This window comes from Hydrogenophaga sp. Root209, assembly GCF_001428625.1.
GTDB lineage: Bacteria > Pseudomonadota > Gammaproteobacteria > Burkholderiales > Burkholderiaceae_C > Hydrogenophaga.
The window spans coordinates 211,871-233,644 of the sequence record NZ_LMIE01000032.1; the positions used below are offsets into that span (position 1 = coordinate 211,871).

Genomic DNA, 21,774 nt, shown 5'->3' on the forward strand with positions numbered 1-21,774 from the left:
CCTCACCGGATCCATGTGAAAGCCACGCCACCTACCAGCCCCAGCGACCGTCCTGCCCACCCGAAGTACCTGGGCCGGTACGAACTGCGCCAGGTGCTGGGCAAGGGCGTGCACGCCACGGTGTGGCTGGCCCACGATCCGCGCCTGGACCGACTGGTCGCCATCAAGGTGATGCAGGCGGTGCGGCCGGGCGCCGGTGCCTCCATGGAGCCCTGGCTGCGCGAGGCGCGCCATGTCGCCCGGCTCGCTCACCCGAACATCGCCACGCTGTTTGAAGCCGATGTGATCGACGGCCAGCCCTCGCTCGTGTTCGAGTACGTGGCGGGCCAGACGCTGGCCGGGCACCTGCATGACACCGGCGCGCTGCCTGCGGCCGACGCCGTCGCCCTGATGCTCCCGGTGCTCGATGCCCTGCAGGTGGCGCACGCCGCCGGGGTGGTGCACCGAGACCTCAAGCCATCCAACATCCTGCTCGACCGCGGCCTGCGCCCCAAGGTCACCGACTTCGGCATCGCCGCGCGCATGGGTGCGGCCGACGTGGACGCCGACACGGTTCAAGGCACGCCGGGCTACATGTCGCCCGAGGCCGCCACCGGGCAACCCGCCACCGCCACCAGTGATGTGTTCAGCGCGGCGCTGGTGCTCGCCGAAATGGTGTTCGGCAAGCCGCTGGTCGATGGCCGCGACACCTACCGCGCGATCTACCGGGTGACCCACGAAGATCTCGTGCTGCCACAGGACAGCGTGCACGAAGTGGACGACGCGCTGCGCACCCTGCTCATGCGGGGCCTGGCGCGCGACGCGCGCCAGCGCTTCGAGAGCGCTCAGGTGCTCGCCCAGGCCCTGCGCGAATGGCAGAGCCAGCAACAAGACAGCGCCAGCGCCCCGGAACCCCAGGGCAGCCACGCCACGCTGGGTTTCCTGCTGCGGCGCATGCGCCACAAAAGCGATTTCCCCGCCATGTCGGAGTCCATCGGGCGTGTGCAGAGCATGGCCTCGTCGGAAAACGAAAGCCTGAATTCGCTGACCAGCGAAATCCTCAAGGACGTGGCGCTGACCAACAAGCTGCTGCGCCTGGTCAACACGGCACAGTTCGCGCACGCTGGCGGTGGCAGCATCAACACCGTGTCGCGCGCGGTGAGCCTCATCGGCTTCGTGGGCATCCGCAACATCGCCATGAGCCTGGTGCTGCTCGAACACATGCAGAACAAGGCGCACGCCAGCCTGCTCAAGGCCGAGTTCCTGCGCGCGCTGCTGGCAGGCTCGCTGGCCAGCGATCTGTGTGCAGCGTCGCGCGAGGGCGAAGAGGTGTTCATCGGCTCGCTGTTCCAGAACCTGGGCCGCCTGCTCACCGAGTTCTACTTTCCTGAAGAGGCGCAGCAGATGCGCAAGGGCGTCGCTGCCGGCAAGACCGAAGACGTGGCGGCCCTGGGTGTGCTGGGCATCACGTGCGAAGACCTGGGCCTGGGCGTGGCCCGTGTGTGGGACCTGCCCGCCAGCATCCAGCGCCTCATGCGCAAACCCGCCGGTAACCCACCCACGCGCACGCCTGCGGGCACCGAAGAGCGCCTGCGCTGGCTGTGCCTGGCGTCCAACGAAATGGCCGACGCCTTCCTGCACAAGGAGGGCGAAGCGCTGGCACGGGAGCTCGCGCGCCTGTCCACCCGCTACGCCAGTGGCCTGGGACTGGAGAGCAAACACATCCAGACCATGGCGCTGGCCGCGCGCGAAAAACTCGCGCAGACCGCCGAGGCCATGGGTGTGCAGGTGGCCAGCGATTCTCCCGCGGCCCGGCTGCTGCGCCCCGCGCCGATCAAGGTGCTGCCCGCCGATTCCCTGCAGCCGCTCGAACTGACGGCCGGGCCCGCGCCGGCCGCAGCCGAGACCGTCCCGCCAGTGACCCCGCCGCGCGCGGTGTCGGCCGACTTGCTGGCCACCGGCATCCAGGACATCACCAACGCCATGGTCGAAGACTTCGAGCTCAACGACGTGCTGCGCATGGTGCTGGAGACGATGTACCGCGCGCTGGGATTTCGCCGCGTGCTGTTCTGCCTGCGCGACGCGGCCACGCACAGCCTCACCGGCCGATTTGGCCTGGGCGACGACGCCGCCTCGGTGGCCAGGCAGTTCCGCGTGCCGCTCAAGGACGCACAGGATCTTTTCGGCATGGTGTGCAACAAGGGCCTGGACACGCTGATCCGCGATGCCAGCGTACCCAACGTCGCGCAGAAGCTGCCCGTCTGGTACCGCAGCCAGATCAACGCGCCGGCCTTTCTGTTGCTGCCCCTGCAGCTCAAGGGCACGCCATTCGGCCTGATCTACGCCGACAAGGCCAGCGCCTCCGACATTGCGCTCGACGAGAAGGAACTCGCCCTGCTCAAGACGCTGCGCAACCAGGCGGTGATGGCGTTTCGCCAGTCACGACCCTAGCGGCGCCAACCCCCAAGCAAAAAAGGCCTCAGAACCGAAGTTCTGAAGCCTTTTGAGTTGACTCAGCGCGAGGCCGAGACAGCGTAAGCGCAGGGCTTAGTAGCCGCCGCGTCCGCCGCCGCCACCACCGTAGCCGCCACCGCCGGAGCGATCGCCGCCACCGCCGTAGCCGCCACCGCCGGAGCGATCACCACCACCACCGTAGCCGCCGGTGCGGGGAGGACGAGCCTCCATCGGACGGGCTTCGTTCACGGTGATGCTGCGGCCGCCAAGCGACTGACCGTTCATGCCGGAGATAGCGGCTTGCGCTTCGGCATCGCTGCCCATCTCGACAAAACCAAAGCCTTTGGAGCGACCGGTGTCGCGTTCCATCATGACCTTGGCGCTGGAGACAGAGCCGAATTCGCTGAAAGACTGTTGCAGGTCTTCGTCGCGGACGGTGTACGGCAGGTTGCCGACGTAAAGTTTATTGCCCATGGGGACTCCTCAAAAAACACATGAAACAAAAGCGATGGGGTCCCGAAAGCACAACAAATCCAAGAAGTACCGCCGTAGCGCGCGAAACTGACCGATCACCTAGCTTGTGCAACTGATGGACAGTCGCACGCGTCGATTATGCGCTTTATGCGGACGAATCCCCACCACGGGACAAACCCCATGCGCCGCCTACCCCAAAAAGAGCCCAATGCGCACGGGTCCAGGCCGTTTCGGGCCCTGACAAGGAGACGGCCAATGGCCAAGCTGATGCTGGAATACGCCTTTGAACACGAACGCCTGCGGCGGGACGAACCCTTCCTCACGCAGCCCGTGGGCAACGGCGAGGTGGTCAACTGGACCTGGGGTGAGACCATGGACCAGGCGCGGCGCATGGCCGCCCACCTGCGGACCCTGGGTCTGGAGCCGGGTGCGCGCGTCGCCATGCTGGCCAAGAACAGCGCCCACTTCTTCATGGCTGAATTGGCCATCTGGATGGCCGGGGGCACCACGGTGGCGATCTTTCCCACCGAGTCGTCTCACAACATCCACTACGTGCTGGAGCACTGCGAACCCCGCCTGCTGTTCGTGGGCAAGCTCGACGACTGGCCCAAGCAGGCGGGCGGCGTGCCGACTGCCCTGCCCTGTATCGCCCTGCCCCTGGCGCCCGACACCGACTTCGAGCAGTGGGACGACATCGTGGCTCGCACGCCACCGCTGGCCGGTGAGCCCATGCGCGCTGCCGACGAGCTGGCCATGCTGCTCTACACCTCGGGCTCCACCGGCCAACCCAAAGGTGTGATGCAGACCTTTGGCAGCGTGAGTGCAGCCTCGGAGTGCATCGTCGAAGAAATGCGCCACCGCTTCACGGGTGACATCGAATTGCGCGTGCTGTCCTACCTGCCTCTGGCCCACTGTTTCGAGCGGGCCTGGGTGGAGTGCCAGGCCTTCGTGCGCGGCGACATGCAGGTGTACTTCACCGACACTGCCGCCACCTTTATGAAAGACCTGCAGCGCGCCAGGCCCACGCTGTTCATCTCGGTGCCGCGCCTGTGGACGAAGTTCCAACAGGGCGTGTTGGCCAGCATGCCAGCGGCCCAGCTCGACGCCTTGCTCGACAACCCGGCCACCGCGGCGGCGGTCGGCGCGAAGGTGCTGGCCAGCTTGGGACTGGACCAAGTGAAGAATGCAGGCAGCGGCTCTGCGCCATTGCCGGCCGAGCTGCTGGTCTGGTATCGGCGACTGGGGCTGAACCTGTTCGAGGGGTACGGCATGACCGAGGATTTCGCCTACTCGCACGGCGGCGACGGCGAGGCTTCGCTGCCCGGCCATGTGGGCAAGCCCTACCCCGGCGTGCAGGCGCGCCTGGCCGACGACGGCGAGATCCTCGTCAAATCGCCCGGGTGCATGGCGGGCTACTACAAGCAGCCCGAACTCAACGCCGAGGCCTTCACCGACGACGGCTTCTTTCGCACCGGTGATCTGGGCGTGGTCAACGAGGCGGGCCTGCTGCGCATCACCGGGCGCAAGAAGGAACTCTTCAAGACCGCCAAGGGCAAGTACATCGCGCCCGTGCCGATCGAGAACCTGCTCAACGCACACCCCATGGTGGAGCTGGCCCTGGTCTCGGGTGTGGGGCAAGCAACGCCGTACGCGGCGCTGTTGCTCGACGAAGCGCTGCGACCGCGGCTGACCGATGCGGCCGTGCGCGATCAGGTGCAGGCAGCGCTGACGGAGCTGCTGAACCAGGTGAATGCGCGACTGGGCAGCCACGAACAGCTGCAGTTCCTGGCGGTGGCGCGCGAACCGTGGAGCATCGAGAACGGCTGCCTCACGCCCACCATGAAGATCAAGCGCAGCCGCATCGAGGCCAGCATGGCGCCGCACCTGCCGCAGTGGTACGAGCAGCCGCAAGCCGTCATCTGGGCGTGACGGGTTGCCCTCAGGCCAGCGTGTAGGCCGTCTTCACTGTGGTGAAGAACTCGGCTGCAAAGCGCCCCTGCTCGCGCGGCCCGTAGCTGCTGCCCTTTCTACCCCCAAAGGCCACGTGGTAGTCCACACCCGCCGTGGGCAGGTTCACCATCACCATGCCCGCCTGCGCATGGCGCTTGAAGTGCGTGGCGTGCTTGAGGCTGGTGGTGGCGATGCCGGCCGACAGCCCGAACGGCGTGTCGTTGGCCACCGCCAGGGCTTCGTCGTAGTCCTGCACGCGGATCACGCTGGCCACCGGCCCGAACACCTCTTCGCGGTTGATGCGCATGGCAGGCGTGCTGTCGGTGATGAGCGCGGGCGCCATGTAGAAGCCCTCGGTGTCGCGTTGCAACCGCTGGCCGCCACACAGCAGCGTGGCCCCCTCGTCCCGGGCGATCTGCACATAGCTCAGGTCCTGTCCCAGTTGCGCCTGGCTCACCACCGGGCCGATTTCGGTGCCGGGCTTGCGCGCGTCGTCCACCCGCAGCGCCGCCACACGCGCCTGCAGCGCGGCGATGAAGGCCGGGTAGATGCGCTCGGTGACGATGAGCCGGCTCGACGCGGTGCAACGCTGCCCGGTGGAGAAGAACGCGCTCTGCGCGCACAGCTCCACAGCTGTCTTGAGGTCCGCATCGTCCAGCACGACCTGCGGGTTCTTGCCGCCCATTTCCAGCTGAACCTTCTTGTGCTGCGCCATGCAGGCCTGGCCGATGCGCTGGCCCACGTCCTGAGAACCGGTGAAGCTGATGCCGTCCACACCGCAGTGGTTCACCAGCGCCTCGCCCACCGTGCGGCCCTGGCCCATGACGAGGTTGAACACGCCGGCTGGCAGGCCCGAGCGGCTGATGATCTCGGCCAGCGCCCAGGCGCTGCCGGGCACCAGGTCGGCCGGCTTGATGACCACGCAGTTGCCATAGGCCAGGGCGGGCGCGATCTTCCAGGCGGGAATGGCGATGGGGAAGTTCCAGGGCGTGATCAGGCCGATCACGCCGAGCGGCTCGCGCGTGACTTCCACGCCAATGCCCGGACGCACCGAAGGCAGCAACTCGCCCGCCAGTCGCAGGCATTCGCCGGCAAAGAACCTGAAGATGTGGCCGGCGCGCGTGGCCTCGCCGATGGCTTCGGGCAGGGTCTTGCCCTCTTCGCGCGCCAGCAGGTGGCCCAGCTCCTCGCGGCGCGTCAGGATCTCGCCGGCGATGCGTTCCAGCGCATCGCTGCGGGCCTGGATGCCCGAGTTGGACCAAGCGGGAAAGGCGGCGCGCGCGGCGGCCACCGCGGCGTCCACCTGGGCTGCGTCGCCCAGCGCGTACTCGCCCACCACGTCGCTCAGGTCGGAAGGGTTGATGTTGGGTGCCGAGCCGGTGTCCACGAGCCAGTCGCCCGCGATGAAGTTGCCGTGCACCATCTCAACGACCCCAGCGCAGCACGAGCGGGTCGAGGCGTTCCGCGGCGTCGAGCAAGCCGGCGCGCACCTCGGGGTGCATGGACGGGAAGGGGTGGCGCGAAGCCTCGCAGGCGATCACGCCGCCGGCCTTCATGAGTGCCTTGGCGCTGAGGATGCCGCCCTGGCGGTTCTCGCAGTTGATCAGCGGCAACCACTTCGCGTAGGCCGCCACCGCGGCCTCGCGGTCACCTGCGAGGTACGGGTCGATGATGGTGCGGATGCCGTCGGGGAAAGCACCGCCGGTCATGGCGCCGGTGGCGCCGGCGTCCAGGTCGGCCAGCAGGGTGATGGCTTCTTCACCATCCCACGGGCCTTCGATCGCGTCGCCGCCCAGGCGGATGAGTTCGCGCAGCTTGCTGGCCGCACCCGCGGTCTCGATCTTGAAATAGGCCAGGTGCTCGATCTCCTTGGCCATGCGCGCGAGAAAAGGCGCCGAGAGCACGGTGCCGCTGGCGGGCGCGTCCTGCACCATGATGGGAATGTCGATGGCATCCGACAGCCGCGCATAGAACTCGAAGATCTGAGCCTCGGGCACGCGGAAGGTGGCGCCGTGGTAGGGCGGCATCACCATCACCATGGCTGCGCCCTGCTCCTGCGCGCGGCGGCTGCGCTCGGCACAGACGGCGGTGCCGTAGTGGGTGGTGGTCACGATCACCGGCACGCGGCCGGCCACGTGCTCCAGCGCCACGCGGGTGAGGGTTTCACGCTCGACGTCCGAGAGCGAGAACTGCTCGGAGAAGTTGGCCAGGATGCACAGGCCGTTCGAACCGGCGTCGATCATGAAGTCGAGGCAGCGCTTCTGGCTGTCGAGATCGAGCGTGCCGTCTTCATGGAAGGTGGTGGGCACCACCGGGAACACGCCCTTGTAGCGTCGGTTCATCGCGCTCAACCGGTGATGTTGAACTGATCGAGGAACTCGGTCTTGAGCGTGAGGCCCAGGCCGGGCACGTCGTCGCGCAAATCCAGGAAACCGTTCTCGGCCACGGGCTCGCCGTCGAAGATGTAATAGAAGAGCTCGTTGCCGACCTCCACATCGAACATCGGGAAGTACTCGCTCATGGGCGAGGCCAGCGTGCTCATGGTCAGGTGGTAGTTGTGCATCTGGCCGGCGTGCGGGATCACCGGCACGCTGTAGGCCTCGCACAATGCGTTGATCTTGTGCGCCGCGGTGATGCCGCCCACGCGGTTGGTGTCGTACTGCACCACGCTCACCGCCTTCTTGTCGAGCAGCTGCTTGAAGCCGTAGAGGCTGAACTCGTGTTCACCGCCGGAGATCGGGATGTCTGTGAGCTGGTTGAGTTCGGCGTAGCCGTCAATGTCGTCGGCGATCACCGGTTCTTCGAGCCAGCGCGGCTCGTACTTCACCAGCTTGGGCAGGATGCGCTTGGCGTACTCCAGGTTCCAGCCCATGTAGCACTCGAGCATGAGGTCGTTCTCGTAGCCGATCACCTCGCGCACCGCCTCCACCGATTTCAGGTTCTCCACCACGCCCTGCTGGCCGTGGCCGGGGCCGTACCCAAAGCGCATCTTGAAGGCCTTGAAACCCTGGTCCTTGTAGGTCTGCGCCTCTTCCTGCATGGCCTTGAGGTCGGTGCGGTAGAGCTTGCTGTAGTAGCAGGGAATCTTCTCTTTCGTGCGCCCGCCCAGCAGCTTGAACACCGGCTTGTTGACCGACTTGCCCAGGATGTCCCAGATCGCGAGATCGATGGCCGAGATCGCCGCCATGGTCACGCCCTTGCGACCCCAGGCGTGGGTGCCGCGGTACATGCGCTGGAACAGGTATTCGTAGTCCCAGGGGTCCTGGCCCAGCACCAGCGGCGTGAGGTACTCGTCGATGATGGCCTTGGCAATCCTGGGTGCCAGCGCCACGTTGCCCAGGCCGACGATGCCGGTGTCGGTCTCGATCTCCACCACCGTCCACGAATGGAAGCGGAAGGTGCTCATGGTCTCCGAGTTCGAGTACAGCAGGTCCATGGCGTTGGAGCAGAAGTTGCCCTGGGGAGGCACGGTCTTGCCTTTCCACTCGAACACGCGGGCGCGGACGGATTTGATCTTCATGGGAATGTCAGGTTGGGATGAAAGGGTTCAGGCAAGGCGCGCGGCACCCATGCGGGCGGCGATGCGCAAAGCGTTGTAGGTGGCGTTGACATCGGCCTTGCCTTGGCCCGCGATGTCGTAGGCGGTGCCGTGCGCGGGCGTGGTGATGGGCACCGGCAGGCCACCCTGCACCGTCACGCCCTTGGAGAAGCCCATCAGCTTGATCGCGATCTGGCCCTGGTCGTGGTACATGGTCACGATGGCCTGGTACTCGCCGTCGCGTGCCTTCAAGAAGATGGTGTCGGCCGGGAACGGGCCGCCCACCGCGATGCCCTCGGCCGCGAGCTCACGCACCGCCGGCTCGATGATCTCGATCTCCTCGCGCCCGCAGGTGCCGCCGTCGCCACCGTGCGGGTTGAAGGCCGCCACCGCCACCCGGGGCTGGGCGAAACCCGCCGCCTGCAGCGAGCGGTAGATCAGGCGCGCGGCGTCCTTGATGCGGTCCTTGCTGAGAAAGCTGGCCGCGTCCTTGAGCGGGATGTGAGAGGACACGCGCGAGGTCCACAGCTCGCCCAGGGTGTTGAACTCGCAGAAGTAGCCCTGCACGCCGAGGTACTCGGCGAAGTGGTGCAGCTCGTCCTCGTGTTTCAGGCCGCCCTGCTTCATGGCGAACTTGTTGAGCGGCGCGAAGCAGATCGCATCCACCTCGTTTTGCTGCGCCGCGTCCATGCAGGCGTTGAGCACCTGCAGCACCGACGCACCGCCGGGCGCCTGGGCCAGGCCGCGCTGCACTTGTTCGGGCGCCACCGTGTCCATGGCCAGCCAGGCCGGCGTGTTCGCATCGGCGCGGCCGCGCACCTCTGAAAAGCTGCGCACCGACGTGGTGGCCACCTGCACCCCGGCCACCTCCTGGCCTGCCTCCCACAGCCAGGGGTCACCCACCAGCACCAGGTTGGCGTGCGTGCTGGCGTCGGTCTGGCCCAGCAGGCGGGCGATCAGCTCCGGGCCAATGCCGGCGGGGTCGCCCAAGGCCAGGGCAACAACGGGAAGTTCGGTCAGGTTCACAAGGTCTCCTCGGGGCTCGCGGTGTCAGCGGTTCGTGCTCATTCGAGCTTGATGTTCTTGCGGCGGATCAGGTCGCTGTAGCGCTTGTTCTCGGCGTTGTGGAAAGCCAGGAAAGCCTCGGGCGTCATGGGGGTCAGATCGGCACCGATGGCCGAGAGGCGGGCCTGCGTTTCGGGCATGGCGATCACCTTGTTGACCTCGGCATTGACGCGTGTGATGACTTCCCTCGGCGTGGAGGAAGGCATGTAGATGCCGTACCAGGCGCTCATTTCAACGCCCTTGACGCCCGCTTCGGCCATGGTGGGTACCTCGGGCAGTTGCGGGTTGCGCTTGGCCGCGGCCACCGCCAGCGGACGGATCTTGCCGTTGCGGACATGGCCAATGACAGAGGGCATGGTGTCGAAACTGACCTGCACGGCCCCACCCATCAGGTCGACCAGCGCGGGCGCGCTGCCGCGATAGGGAATGTGGGTGATGAAGAGACCCGTCACGTCCTTGAACATTTCGGCCGCGATGTGCTGCGTGCTGCCCGAGCCGCTGGTGGCGTAGTTGAGCTGTCCGGGGCGGCTCCTGGCAAGCTTCACCAGATCGTCCACGCTGGTCACGGGCAGGGCCATGTTGGCCACCAGCACATTGGGCACCGAGCCGACAAAGGCCACCGGCACCAGGTCCTTGTCGTTGTTGTAGTTGAGCTTGAGCAGATGCGGCGCGATGGCGTGCGCGGTGGACACGCCCATGATCATCGTGTGCCCATCGGTGGACCTGGCGGTCAGGTCGGCGGCCAGGGTGTTGGAGGCACCTGCGCGGTTCTCCACCACCACGTTCTGCTTGAGCAGCGGGCCCAGCCGGTCGGCGATGGCGCGGGCCATGGCGTCGGTGCCGCCGCCGGGCGACGAGCCCACCAGAATCCTCACGTTCTGGCGCGGCCAGTCCTGTGCGGTCGCGCCGCCGGTGGTGAGGGCCAGCGCCAGCGCGGCCAGTGCCCATTTGATTGTCTTCATGGTGTGTCTCCGTCGGGAAAAGTGGTGTAAGGCGAACGGATGGTAGGTGGCCGATTGATCGCCGTATATTGAAAGTTTGGAAATCATCGATAACTCAGAGTTATCATTCAAACATGGCCACCTCCCCCACCCAACAGCTACTGAACCGCATGCGCATGCGCCAGGTGGCGCTGCTGCTGGCCATCGGCAAAAGCGGCACGCTGCGCGCGGCCGCCGCAGAACTCGGCATGACCCAGCCGGCCGCCACCAAGATGCTGCGCGAACTGGAGAACGCACTCGGGCACGCGCTGTTCGAGCGCGCGGGGCGGGGCCTGAAGCTCACCGAATCGGGCCGCTGCACGCTGGGCTACTTTGAGGGGCTGCAGGGCAGCCTGGATGCGCTGACGCGCGAGCTCGACGGCATCGAGCAGGGCGGCAGCGGCAAGCTCTTCATCGGCAGCATCATGGCCGCCTCGCCGGAGCTGCTGTCGGAGTCCTTGCTGCGGCTGCGCGAGACCTATCCGCAGCTGGCCATCGAGATCATGGTGGACACCAGCGATCGCCTGACCGACGCCCTGCGCCGCGGCGACCTTGACCTGGTCATCGGACGTGTGCCCGAAGGCGCGCTGGACGACATGGAATTCAAGCCGGTGGCCGACGAGGCGCTGAGCGTGGTGGCGGGGCCCACCCACCCGCTCGCCCACAAACCGCGCGTGGCCTTTGACGAGCTGCTCGACCACCCGTGGATCCTGCAGCCGCGCGGCAGCCCCATGCGCGAAGTCCTGGAGCAGGAGTTCCGCCGCAACAAGGCCCGCCTGCCGCGCGGGCTTGTCGAAACCTCATCCATCCTCACCACCATGAACCTGCTGGTGCGCTCGGACATGATCGCGGTGATTCCGGCCGAGGTGGCGGCGCGCTACGAATCGCACGGCATGCTGGCCTGCATCCGCTACGCCGTGCGGCAGCAGTTGGGCGTGTTCGGCTGCCTCATGGCCCGGGGCCGCCCCCCCAGCCCGCCGCTGGCGCACTTGCTGTCCCTGCTGCTGCCGTCTCAGCCGGGCAGCGTCCGATGAAGCACTCGACGTCGATCAACGACGCCGCCATCTCCTTGGTCAAAGGCTTGACCAGGTAGCTGCGGATGATCCCGATGGATTGGGCCGTGGCCTTGTCCACCGACCATGCCGACGAGGTCAGCAGGTGAAGCTGCAGGGCCGTGCGCGGCTGCAAGCGATCGCTGAGCGCGCGCGCCACCTCAAAGCCGTTCATGCCGGGCATGTTGATGTCGAGCAAGATCAGGGTGGGCACGCCGATCTGGTCTCGCACCAGGAATTCGAGTGCGCGTTCACCGCTTTCAAAGATCTGGATCTCTCCATCGAACCCGGCCCTGCGCAGCGCGATCTCGTGAAAGAAGTTGTCGTTTTCGCTGTCATCGATGAGAACGACCCGCTGGATCCGGGTGGTGAAGCTCATGCGGCGGGCCCGGTTCGTTGAAGCTCGATCGCCCTGTTGGGGCCTGGAAGGATCACGGAGTAGCGGTTGGCGCCGTCGGACCTCAGCTCGATCTGCAGCTCTCCCTGGTGCAGGTCGATGATGTGGGAGGCAATGGACAGGCCCAAGCCCAGTTCGCGGACATCGGCCATGGCCCGCTTTCGGGTGCGGCGTGCCGACATCGGGCGGCGGGTGGTGGCGGCGGCAGCGACCGTTGATGTGCTGGACACAGGGCTGCGCCGCTGCACCATGATGTCCACGCGATGCGTGAACAGCTCTTCCTGCGATCGTATGAGCACCAGCGAGACGCCTGGCACCGAGCCCTGACGATCCGCCGAACTCAGCAGATTCTCAAGAATGCTGCGAATGGCCAGACTCAGGAGCGGCGCATCCGCACGGATCGTGCCCTCCACGCTCAGCTCGACCTCAACGCCCGCGGCCCCGAGCTCCGCGTCGATCTCGGTGATGGCTCCGGCATAGATGCTGTGCGCCAGGTGAGGCTGCATGCGCATGTCGCCGGTATCCACTTCGCTGTACAGGCGCAGGTCTTCCAGCACGCGCGAGAGTTTGGCACTGGCTTCCTGGGCGATGCGCACGCAGCGTGTCTCCAGCGGGTCGGCGCGCAGCGCGGCACCCTCTGCCAGCAGAAGGGTCGCGTTGGTGATCGCGTTGACCGGCTCCTTCAAGTCGTGCGAGACGCTGTAGACGTATTTGCGGTTGGCCAGGCGCTTTGCCTGCAGTTCCTGCACGGCTTCATCGAGCTGTCGCTCACTTTGCTTGCGCGCGGTGATGTCGCGTGCGCGTTCGACCACGCCATGCACCACACCACCGTCGCGCGCCGGCGTGTGGGTGAACTCCAGGTAGCGCATGCCCATGCCCGGGAAGTCCAGTTCCAGCGCGAACTGCGACTCGTGACCCGCCAGCGCCTGATCGAGGCTGGGCTTGAACAAGGCGTGGTAGCTCGTGGGATCGATCAGGTCCTGCACCTGCATGCCCATGATTTCCTGGGGCTGCAGCGTCCAGTAGCGCTGAAACGCCGGGTTGACGAACAGGTAGCGGTGTTCCAGGTCGATGAAAGCCGCCATGTCGCGGCCCTCGTTGAGCACGTCGCGAATGATCTTCTTGCCTTTCAGGATCTGCTCGACCATGTGCTCGGACTGCTCGCGCCGGCTGCGCTCGTGCTCGATGAGCTGCATGGCCAGATCGGCCAGATGCTTCAACATGTTCAGTTGCTCTTCATCGAGCTTGCGCGGCAGCGTGTCGAGCACACACACCGTGCCCAACGCCGCGCCACCCGAGGTGACGATGGGCGCGCCGGCATAGAACACCAGCTCGCCGTTGCGCACCCTGGGAAAGTTCTGAAAGCGCGCATCGCGGGAAGCGTCATTCACCACCAGCACTTCGCTCGGCTCCATGACGGCGTGGGCACAGAACGCCTCGTCGCGCGAGGTCTCCGCCAGCTCGGTGCCCAACCGCGACTTGAACCACTGGCGGTTGGAATCCACCAGCGAGATCAGCGCGATCGGTGTGCCACAGATGCCGGCCGCCAGGCTGGTGATGCTGTCAAACGCTTTTTGCGGCAGGGTGTCCAGGATCTGCAGGCGCCGCAGGGCAGCCAGACGATCGGGTTCGTTGGCTGGAATCGGGGTGGACATGTCTTGAACTTGTTGCACAGAGGTCAGCACAGGTCGATCAGCGCGGCCGCCGTCTCCTGCGTCAGGGGTTTGACAAGGTAGCTCTCGATTCGCCCGATCGAATCGCATGTGGCCCTGTCCACCGACCACGATGACGAGGTCAGCATGTGCAGGTGCAGCGGTACGTCAGGCTCCAGTTGCTCGTCCAGCGCACGGGCCAGCTCGAAGCCACCCATGCCGGCCATGTTGATGTCCATGAACATCAGGGTGGGCACACTCACGCCGTCCTGCAGCAGAAACGCGAGCGCGTCCTCACCTTTGTCGTAGATCCTGATCTCGCCACCAAAGCCGCACTTGCGCAGGGCGATGTCGTGGAAAAAGTTGTCGTTGTCGCTGTCATCGACCAGGATGACGCGTTGGGTGTGGGTGGTGTGGTGCATATGAAAGCTCCCGGAGCAAAGGCGGATGCCTGCCCTTGAGCCCAATGTAGGCAGCGGCGAACAAGCCGCAGGTGTCATAAGACACAGGGCCCACGGGATTGGTTCAACCACCGTGTCATGGGTCACAGGAACGCCCCCCGCATCGACGGCGGGCTGCGGCACCGGGCTGTTCTAGATGAAGCGCTCTATATAGATCAAAGCGCCTTCGTCGAAATGATCGAAATTTCGGTGGATCGCGTGCGCGGCGCGGATGAGCTCCGCTTCAACGAAACGCGGGCAATCGATCGCCCAGAGTTGCAACGGGATGTTCGCCGCCGCGGCCAACATGGGGCCACTCGGCGCCCAGAACAGCGTGCCGCTGTCGTGGCCCACCCGAAGGTCCTGATAGTTGTACTGGTAGCGGCGCGTGAACATGACCGCCACGAAACGCAAGGCAGCCGCCATGGCCACCGCCTGGGGCTGCCCCACCGACACGAACTGGTGCTGGATGTACTGCATGCCCAGCTCCAGCGAAGGCAGGTCTTCGATGCCGGGGATGACCGGGTACGACTCCAGCGCTTGCAGGTCGGTCTGAAGCTTGTGCCCCATGAGCTTGAGTGCGCGGCGCGCGGCCTCCACGAACAGCAGGCGCGGCACCGGCTGGCAGGCAGCGTCCAGGTCGATCTGCACCGCCGGGCCAGCGCCCTGGGGTTTCGAGTTTGCGTCGTGCGGTTCGGCGTTCATGGTGTGTACGCAGTGCTGCGACCTCAGGCCAGCAGATTGAGCTGCGTGCCCACGCTGCCGCTGGTGGCCAGCGGCAGGTTGCCGGTGAGGCTGTTCAGCAGCGAAATGGCACCTGCGCCCTGCATGTCCATCGCCTTCTTCAGCACGGCCAGTTGCACTTCCTGGGCCGCATTGGCCTGCTTGTTGGCGACATACGCGCCCACGATTTCAACGGGAGATACGTCCACGGTGGTTCCTGGTGGATGGAGATACCCCCTGTATCGGTCGCGGCGAGGAGATCTTGATATCTCCCTGAGCCACCCGCTCACCCGTTGCGGGACGTGGCGCAATGCTCCTCGAGTGCCGCGCCGGGCAACTCGACGGTGAAGGTGCTGCCCCTTCCGACGCCCGCACTCGACCCTGAAATGGTGCCGCCATGCATTTCAACAATCGAGCGCGCCAGGGCGAGCCCGATGCCCAGACCACCTTGGCGACTTTCCTTCACGTCGTCCCCCTGAGCAAACAACACAAAAAGCCGATCGATGGTCGCCGGGTCCATCCCCACTCCGTTGTCGGAAACCTCCACCCGCAACCAGTCATTGACCACGGTGGCTTTCAACCGGATGGCGCCACCGTCCGGTGAAAATTTTGCCGCGTTGGTCAGCAGGTTCTGCAGCACCTGGATGAGACGAATCTCGTCGGCGTTCAGGCAAATATGGCCCTCGGGCATGTCGACGTCGAGCACCTGGGACCGCGCGTTCATCTCTGGCCAGACCGCCTCGACGGCCTGCGTCACGATGTCATTGAAAATGATCCGCTCGGGCTTTGCGTGCATCTTGCCGCTGGTGAGCCGTCCGGCGTCCAGCAGGTCCCCCAACAACCGATTGAGATGGGTCAGTTGACGGTCCAGGACGTCGCGCGCCAGGGACAGTGACGGGTTCAACGATGGCTCCCGCTGCATGAGGGACACAGCGTTGCGCATGGGCGCCAGGGGATTGCGAAGTTCATGGCCCAGCATCGCCAGAAACTCGTTCGTGCGACGCAACGAGTCCTCCAGCTCATGCAGCCTGTGGCGTTCGCTCATGTCGCGAGTCACCTTGGCAAAGCCGGTCAGCACGCCCTCACTGGTATGGATGGGCGTGAGCACGATGTTCGCCCAGAAAGTCGAACCATTCTTGCGAATGCGCCATCCCTCCTCTTCCGTTCTTCCGTGGAGAAGAGCCCTTTGCAGTTGCCAGGCTGGAAGCCCCTCCGCACGGTCGCTCTGGCGAAAGAACATGCTGTAGTGCTTTCCGATCACCTCCGAGGCCGAGTAGCCCTTGATCAACTCGGCACCCCGGTTCCAGCTCTGGACATGGCCCTGAGGATCGAGCATGTAGATGGCGTAGTCCCGCACGGCGTCCAGCAGCCTCAGCCGCTCCGAGTCCGTCAAATCCACACGATCGAGGGTCGACATACCGTTGCACTCCGGCTTGGGGAAAGTGGCGATGACTGTACTGCAACGCTGGCCGCACAGGCCAGGCGCGGCACGCGCTGGCGATCATTGCGGGGGTAGCGTCCTGCCTCTCCAGTGGCGAACGGTGAATGGGAATGTCGGGCGGTGGTCCCTTGCCGCGAGCGCACCGTCGGGTGTTGAGCCAAGCTCGCCCCACCCCGATCCCACCGCGTGCTCACCCCAGTGCCGAAAACCGTGCTGGAGCACGCTGTGGCTCTCTCCGGGAATGCCGAGCGCCGTGGTTTCGTAAACGCCTTCGCGTTCGGGGGGGCCGTTGGCGTCAATCGTGAACCAGGGAGTGAGCTCGGTGAACATGGTGTGACCTCTGCAAAACAACGAGGACGCCAGCCTAAATCCGATCCGCGCTGGCCGACTGTTCGCTGGCCAACTCAGCGGCGATCCCGTGAAGAGGCGGCCAGCGGCGCGTGGACCGCGGGCCACGGTTCTGGCGGCGCGGGTGAATCGACGGCGGCCCCAGGGTCTTCTTCCCCTGCGACCGAGAGCAGCAGGGCGACAGACGGATCGTCGGGGTCCGGGTCCAGGGCCCTGGGTGGCACGAGAGAATGGAACGGGTGCGAACCGGGCGCATCCGGGTAGGCGCCCACATGCACCCCCACACCCAGCCGGGTCACCAGTTCGCCGCCCAGCCACACAGTCCCCAGCATGCAGGCGCCCGCGACCAGGCTCAACGCCAGGACCGGGGCGGAAGGCGGCAGCCCCGCCTCACGCAGGAACCAGCTCAGCGCGAAGAGACCCAACGCAACCGCGTTACCCCCGCCGTGAAGCGCGCCCACCCGGCGAGCGCGGGTACCGCGCGGGATGCGGCGCCAGTCCAGCCAGCCAAAGGGCGCGGCGAACAGGCCTCCGGCCAGCGCCAGCGCCAGCAGATCGTGCGCCAGCTGCATGGCGCGCGGCCCCGTGCCGACCAAGGTGCACAGATCGACCAACACCGCGGTGAACAGCAACCCGCCCGGAAACAGCACCAGCAGTTGATGCACCGGGTGGCCGAACAGATGGATGCTGCGGTTCATGGCTGGTGACGGGGCAAGGCACGTTCCCGGCAACTCGGCTCTGCCCCTCACGGTGTGCGGGAGCCGCCCTGATGAAAGGCGGCAGAAGTTGCGGCATTTCTGACGGAAACGCAGCGCGAAGCTCTGGAACATCATGGCCGTGCCGCGGCTGGCGGCCGGCAGGTCGGTGATGTTGCGGTTCTCCAAAGGGCGGTGCATTGCGCACGCTCAATGCGCCAGATCCGCCGGAGCCAACAATGGGCTGACGTTGACCTTCATTTCCGGGATATTCCGGGGTTTTCGGACGAGGCACCCCATGTCCAGCTTGCTCATGACGGAGCCCGTGCAACTCGGCTCGCTCGCGCTGCCGGGGGATCTGGTGATCCCGCCCCAGGCGCTGGGTGTGGTGATGTTCGTGCACGGCAGTGGCAGCGGGCGCCAGAGCCCGCGCAACCGCTGGATGGCCGGCGAGTTCCAGAAGCTGCACCTGGCGACCTTGCTCTTCGACCTGCTGACCGAAGAGGAAGCGCAGGATCGTGGCATGGTGTTCGACATCGATCTGCTGGCCGAACGCGTGGTCGAGTCCATCCACTGGACTGAGCACCACCCCGACCTGGCCAAACTGCGCCTGGGCCTGTTCGGCGCGAGCACCGGCGCGGCTGCCGCGCTCAAGGGTGCGTCCCTCCGGCCCGACCGTGTGGCGGCCGTGGTCTCGCGTGGTGGTCGCCCGGACCTGGCCATGGACTGCCTGGAGCAGGTGCAGGCCCCCACGCTGCTCATCGTGGGCGGGCTGGACACTGAGGTGCTGGCGCTCAACCGGCAGGCCATGCGCCAGTTGCACACCCCCAAGCGGCTTGAAGTGGTGCCTGGTGCGGGCCACCTGTTTGAAGAGCCGGGCGCACTCGGCACCGTGGCGGTGTTCGCCGCCAGCTGGTTCGAGCAATACCTGGGCAACGGAAGGGACGCATGAACGATTTTCTTTGGGGCGACACCACCCCCATGGGGATCGCACGCAACGCGGCCATGGCCGGCCATACCTTCGCGGACCGCACGCACGCGGGCCGCGCCCTGGCCGACGAACTGCTCGCGCTGGGCCTGACAGGACCGTTGGTGGTACTGGCGCTGCCGCGTGGTGGCGTGCCGGTGGCGGCCGAGATCGCGCGAGCACTGGGCGCCCCGCTGGACCTGCTGCTGGTGCGCAAGATCGGCGCACCCTTCCAGCCCGAGCTGGCGGTGGCCGCCGTGGTTGAAGGCTCACCGCCGGACGTGGTGATCAACGAAGACACCGCCAACCTGCCCGGGGTGGACGAGGCCTGGATCCAGGCTCAGTTGCCGGCAGCGCTGCGCGAGATCGAACGCCGCCGCGGCGTGTACCTGGCGGGGCGGCCGCAGCAGCCGGTGAAAGGTGCCACCGTGATCGTGGTGGACGACGGCATTGCCACCGGCACCACCTTGCGGGCGGCGTTGCGCGCGCTGCGCCGGCGCCACCCGGCCCGCCTCATCGTGGCGGTTCCGGTGGGGCCACACGCCGCCATCGCCGAGTTGGGCGACGAGGTGGATGCGGTGGTCTGCCTGCTGGAGCCCCGGCCGTTTCGCGCCATCGGGCTGCACTACCGGGACTTTCACCAGCTCGGCGACGACGAGGTGTGCGCGGCGCTGAACGCGGCCAACGCTGGCGGCCAGGCCGGTTGAAGACGCTCAGCCCGGCTGCGTCGGCTCCCTCGCAAAACTCACCAGCACCAGGCTGCTGGTGCGGCCTTTGTTGGCCACGCGGCGGGTGCGCACCCGGTCCGGTCGGCTCAACCGAGGTCCGGGGGTGCACCCAGATTGGCCTTGTCGAGCCGGTGCTCCAGGCCAAACCGGATCAGCGCAGCTGTGCTGTCAAGCTGCAGCTTTTCAAGAATGCGGGTCTTGTGCGTGCTCACCGTCTTGATGGACAGGTGCAGGGCCTCGGCAATGTCGACCATGCGCTCACCCGCCACCACGCGCTGCAGGACCTCCAGCTCGCGGTTGGACAGGCCACTGAGGTCGGAGGCCGGGCGCCGGCCGTTGAGTTGCTGCACCACCTGCTCGGCCAGCACCGAGGTGACGAACACCCCGCCCGAGGCCACCTTGCGCACCGCAGCGACCAGCTCCTCGCCGGCACTGTCCTTGGTGACATAACCGCTGGCACCGGCCTGGAAGGCGCGCAGCGCGTACTGCTCTTCGCTGTGCATGGTCAGCACCAGCACGGCCACGCCGGGAAATCCTTCCTTGATGCGGTGAATCAGGTCCAGCCCGCTCATGCCGGGCAGGGACAGATCTGCAATGACCAGATCGAACGATTCGCGCCGCAGGCATTCGAGCGCCTGGAAGCCGGTGCCTGCCTCGGTGATCGACCACTGATGGGTCTGCGGGTCCAGCAAGCGCTTGAGGCCTTCGCGCACCACAGTGTGGTCGTCTACCAGAAGCAGGCGCAGGCGCACGCCCGGGTCAGCGTCACTCATTGCGGTCGCCCCACGCGGTTGATCGCCCGCCCATCAGGCGCGCACGGTGCTCCAGGATCAGCGGCGGCTCCGAACGGACGTCCAGGCGCCACGGTGACTTCAGATCGTTGCCGCACGCGCGCAGGGTGAGAATGAACTGGCCCATCGGACGCTGCGCCTCGACGATCAGTTCCGAGGCATTGGTCTCGTGCGGCAGGAACGACAGCGACTCCTGGAAAAAGCGGCACAGCGCCAGCGACAGCACGCGCCGCAGAGGTGGCAGGTCGTGGTCCGTGCGCAGGCACAGCTTCAGATCCAGCGCGTCGCGGCTGGCAGTGGGAGAGATCGGCGCGTCACTCATGGTGTTGTTTCCTTCATTCGAGGCCGCCTCGGGTGGATTCGTCGAACATCGGCTCGTCCGCGTCCTGAAAGTCGTCGTGGCGCGCATGGGCCGCGGGAGCCTCCAGCGGCACACGCGCCTCCAGCCGGGCGCCTCCCCCAGGCGCGTTGCCCACCGACAGGTGCCCGCCCAGCATCAGCACCCGCTCCCGAATGCCCAGCAGCCCGAAGGAGCCGGGACTGCGGGACCGGGTGCCGCTGGTGAAACCCACGCCGTTGTCCTCGATCACCAACCGCAGCGCATCGCCGGAACCATTGACTTCGACCAAAACCCGCGTGGCCCGGGCGTGCCGCGTGATGTTGGTCAACGCCTCCTGCACGATGCGGTAGAGCGTGGTGGCCAGATTGGGCGAGAGGTCACGCAGTCCTTCGCCCACCCGGTAGTCGACCTCAATGCCGGTGCGGCGCTTGAATTCCTTCACCAGCCAGTCGATGGCCTCCGGCAAGCCCAGGTCGTCCAGCATCAGAGGGCGCAAGTCCATGGCAATGCGGCGGACCGACGCCACGGTGTCATCCAGCATCTCCTGCATGAGTTGCGCGCGCTCGCCTGCCTCCGGGTTCGGGTGGTCGCGCTGGCAGGCGGTCATCTCCAGCTTGAGGGCGGTGAGCCGCTGGCCCAGCTCGTCGTGCAGTTCGCGGGCGATGCGCCGGCGTTCTTCCTCGCGCGCCTCCACCATGCTGGCCGAGAGCTCGCGCAAGGTGCGGCGCGAGCGCAGCAGGTCCCTCTTCTCGCGCGAGCGCTGGGTGATGTCGTTGATGACCATCTGCACGAAACTGCGCTCGTGGTCGGGCAGCACCGCCACCACCATTTCGACCTCGCGCAGGCTGCCGTCGCCGCGCCGAATGGCGCCCATCAGAACCGACACGCCCTCCTCCTGCGCCAGGTTCTTCAGCTTGCCGCGCACCGGTTCGTGCGAGGCGGGCGAAAGCAGTTCGAAGATGGAGAGTCCGACCAGTTGTTCGGGGCTTTCGAGCCCGATCAGGTGCGCACAGGCGCGGTTGGCGAACACCACCCGATCCTTCTCGGTGATCCAGATGGCCACGGGTGCCCGTTCGAAGACGGAGCGCAGACGCAGGTTGAGCTTCTCGATGACGGAGCTCATGCGGTCGAGCTCGGTGAGGTCGCGCAGCAGAGCGGTGTAGTAGGTCCGGGTGCCCGACGGCTGGGCCACCTCGCTCTTGAAGATGGCCGCTTCGAGCGAAAACTCCTCGCCGTTGGCGCGCAACCCCAGCACCTGACCGCGCTTGCCCATCGGGCGCTCGATCTGGCCTGAATCGCCGAATTGCCGGATGTGGTTCGCATGCGCTGCGCGCAGACGCTGGGGGATGAGGCGGGAGAGCTCCATGCCCAGGGCCTCGTCTCTCGTGAGGCCGAACATGCTCAGGCCGGCAGGATTGATCATGACGATGCGCTGCTCTTGATCGACCGTGATCACCGCCTCCAGCGCCGCATGCGCCAGCCGTGCCTCCACCAAGGCCTCCATGGGCAGGAAAACACTGGGCATGGCATGTGTAGTCATGAGTCTGGTGTGCGTGGATGCCTCTGTGGAGGCATCTTAGAAAGCTTTTGGCAGATCAACCAGCCCGCCACTGGCCGATGTTGATGCATATCAACATCCCTCACCAGGGGGGTAGGAATTTTCCGAACGGTCCATGGGAATCCGGGCCATCGCTTCAAGGCTCAATCCGAGCGCAGGTCGCGACGGATTCCGATGGTGCTTCACAGACCGCCGGCGCATC

General features: G+C 66.3%; 21 protein-coding genes. 5 read left to right on the plus strand and 16 right to left on the minus strand.

The window, feature by feature from the left end; translation table 11 throughout:
• Positions 1 to 15: 15 nt before the first annotated feature.
• Positions 16 to 2,430, plus strand: a complete 2,415-nt coding sequence (locus ASE11_RS22235; RefSeq protein WP_056276951.1) for a serine/threonine protein kinase — start codon at positions 16 to 18, stop codon at positions 2,428 to 2,430.
• 96 nt (positions 2,431 to 2,526) lie between these two features.
• Here the strand turns inward: ASE11_RS22235 and ASE11_RS22240 are convergent, their stop codons facing one another.
• The gene (locus ASE11_RS22240; protein WP_056276955.1) at positions 2,527 to 2,907 is read right to left on the minus strand and encodes an RNA recognition motif domain-containing protein; all 381 of its coding nucleotides are present in this window, start codon (positions 2,905 to 2,907) and stop codon (positions 2,527 to 2,529) included.
• A gap of 255 nt (positions 2,908 to 3,162) precedes the next feature.
• On the opposite strand from ASE11_RS22240, the gene ASE11_RS22245 reads away from it, so the two are divergent.
• Complete coding sequence (locus ASE11_RS22245) at positions 3,163 to 4,836, plus strand: AMP-binding protein (protein WP_056276958.1); 1,674 nt, start codon at positions 3,163 to 3,165, stop codon at positions 4,834 to 4,836.
• Positions 4,837 to 4,846: 10 nt separating this feature from the next.
• Here ASE11_RS22245 and ASE11_RS22250 read toward each other — a convergent pair whose 3' ends face one another.
• The 5 genes from ASE11_RS22250 to ASE11_RS22270 are packed head-to-tail and all read right to left on the minus strand — an operon-like array spanning position 4,847 to position 10,422.
• Positions 4,847 to 6,280, minus strand: coding sequence for an aldehyde dehydrogenase family protein (locus ASE11_RS22250; RefSeq protein WP_056276961.1), 1,434 nt, complete (start codon positions 6,278 to 6,280; stop codon positions 4,847 to 4,849).
• Between the two features lies 1 nt (position 6,281).
• On the minus strand, positions 6,282 to 7,199 hold the full coding sequence (locus ASE11_RS22255) for a dihydrodipicolinate synthase family protein (protein WP_056276964.1): 918 nt from the start codon (positions 7,197 to 7,199) through the stop codon (positions 6,282 to 6,284).
• Positions 7,200 to 7,204: 5 nt separating this feature from the next.
• A complete protein-coding gene (locus tag ASE11_RS22260) occupies positions 7,205 to 8,377 on the minus strand; it encodes an L-rhamnonate dehydratase (RefSeq protein WP_056276967.1) in 1,173 nt (390 codons plus the stop codon).
• A 27-nt stretch (positions 8,378 to 8,404) separates the two neighbouring features.
• Complete coding sequence (locus ASE11_RS22265) at positions 8,405 to 9,421, minus strand: 4-hydroxythreonine-4-phosphate dehydrogenase PdxA (protein WP_056276969.1); 1,017 nt, start codon at positions 9,419 to 9,421, stop codon at positions 8,405 to 8,407.
• A gap of 38 nt (positions 9,422 to 9,459) precedes the next feature.
• Positions 9,460 to 10,422, minus strand: a complete 963-nt coding sequence (locus ASE11_RS22270; protein WP_056276973.1) for a Bug family tripartite tricarboxylate transporter substrate binding protein — start codon at positions 10,420 to 10,422, stop codon at positions 9,460 to 9,462.
• A gap of 113 nt (positions 10,423 to 10,535) precedes the next feature.
• Between ASE11_RS22270 and ASE11_RS22275 the strand changes: the two genes are divergently transcribed.
• Positions 10,536 to 11,474, plus strand: a complete 939-nt coding sequence (locus ASE11_RS22275; protein ID WP_056276976.1) for a LysR family transcriptional regulator — start codon at positions 10,536 to 10,538, stop codon at positions 11,472 to 11,474.
• Here the strand turns inward: ASE11_RS22275 and ASE11_RS22280 are convergent.
• The 7 genes from ASE11_RS22280 to ASE11_RS22315 all read right to left on the minus strand — a co-directional run bounded on the left by ASE11_RS22280 (position 11,389) and on the right by ASE11_RS22315 (position 17,389).
• Entirely contained in the window at positions 11,389 to 11,871 is a 483-nt protein-coding gene (locus ASE11_RS22280; protein WP_056276979.1) for a response regulator, read from the minus strand. The two genes, ASE11_RS22275 and ASE11_RS22280, sit on opposite strands and share 86 nt — an antisense overlap.
• On the minus strand, positions 11,868 to 13,544 hold the full coding sequence (locus ASE11_RS22285) for a PAS domain-containing protein (protein WP_156406455.1): 1,677 nt from the start codon (positions 13,542 to 13,544) through the stop codon (positions 11,868 to 11,870). The genes ASE11_RS22280 and ASE11_RS22285 overlap by 4 nt, the downstream gene beginning before the upstream one ends.
• A 23-nt stretch (positions 13,545 to 13,567) precedes the next feature.
• Positions 13,568 to 13,963 (minus strand): response regulator, encoded by a 396-nt coding sequence (locus ASE11_RS22290; RefSeq protein WP_056276985.1) that lies wholly within the window; start codon positions 13,961 to 13,963, stop codon positions 13,568 to 13,570.
• Between the two features lie 171 nt (positions 13,964 to 14,134).
• On the minus strand, positions 14,135 to 14,686 hold the full coding sequence (locus ASE11_RS22295) for a hypothetical protein (RefSeq protein WP_056276987.1): 552 nt from the start codon (positions 14,684 to 14,686) through the stop codon (positions 14,135 to 14,137).
• Positions 14,687 to 14,709: 23 nt separating this feature from the next.
• A complete protein-coding gene (locus ASE11_RS25595; RefSeq protein WP_162258082.1) occupies positions 14,710 to 14,913 on the minus strand; it encodes a YjfB family protein in 204 nt (67 codons plus the stop codon).
• 77 nt (positions 14,914 to 14,990) lie between these two features.
• Positions 14,991 to 16,121, minus strand: a complete 1,131-nt coding sequence (locus tag ASE11_RS22305) for a PAS domain-containing sensor histidine kinase (RefSeq protein ID WP_056276992.1) — start codon at positions 16,119 to 16,121, stop codon at positions 14,991 to 14,993.
• A gap of 428 nt (positions 16,122 to 16,549) precedes the next feature.
• Positions 16,550 to 17,389 (minus strand): DUF2231 domain-containing protein, encoded by an 840-nt coding sequence (locus ASE11_RS22315; protein WP_200959406.1) that lies wholly within the window; start codon positions 17,387 to 17,389, stop codon positions 16,550 to 16,552.
• Positions 17,390 to 17,486: 97 nt separating this feature from the next.
• On the opposite strand from ASE11_RS22315, the gene ASE11_RS22320 reads away from it, so the two are divergent.
• Together ASE11_RS22320 and ASE11_RS22325 are read left to right on the plus strand one after the other, a co-directional pair.
• Complete coding sequence (locus tag ASE11_RS22320) at positions 17,487 to 18,140, plus strand: dienelactone hydrolase family protein (protein ID WP_082585950.1); 654 nt, start codon at positions 17,487 to 17,489, stop codon at positions 18,138 to 18,140.
• Positions 18,137 to 18,862, plus strand: coding sequence for a phosphoribosyltransferase (locus tag ASE11_RS22325; protein WP_235501414.1), 726 nt, complete (start codon positions 18,137 to 18,139; stop codon positions 18,860 to 18,862). The genes ASE11_RS22320 and ASE11_RS22325 overlap by 4 nt, the downstream gene beginning before the upstream one ends.
• A gap of 107 nt (positions 18,863 to 18,969) precedes the next feature.
• Here ASE11_RS22325 and ASE11_RS22330 read toward each other — a convergent pair whose 3' ends face one another.
• Genes ASE11_RS22330 through ASE11_RS22340 form a run of 3 tightly spaced genes read right to left on the minus strand, consistent with a single transcriptional unit; the run spans position 18,970 to position 21,554 of the window.
• Positions 18,970 to 19,656: a response regulator gene (locus ASE11_RS22330; RefSeq protein WP_056276999.1), complete on the minus strand. Its 687-nt coding sequence runs from the start codon at positions 19,654 to 19,656 to the stop codon at positions 18,970 to 18,972.
• On the minus strand, positions 19,649 to 19,996 hold the full coding sequence (locus ASE11_RS22335) for a hypothetical protein (RefSeq protein WP_056277001.1): 348 nt from the start codon (positions 19,994 to 19,996) through the stop codon (positions 19,649 to 19,651). Before ASE11_RS22335 ends, ASE11_RS22330 begins: the two co-directional genes overlap by 8 nt.
• A gap of 13 nt (positions 19,997 to 20,009) precedes the next feature.
• Positions 20,010 to 21,554 (minus strand): PAS domain S-box protein, encoded by a 1,545-nt coding sequence (locus ASE11_RS22340; protein ID WP_082585951.1) that lies wholly within the window; start codon positions 21,552 to 21,554, stop codon positions 20,010 to 20,012.
• Positions 21,555 to 21,774: the final 220 nt, after the last annotated feature.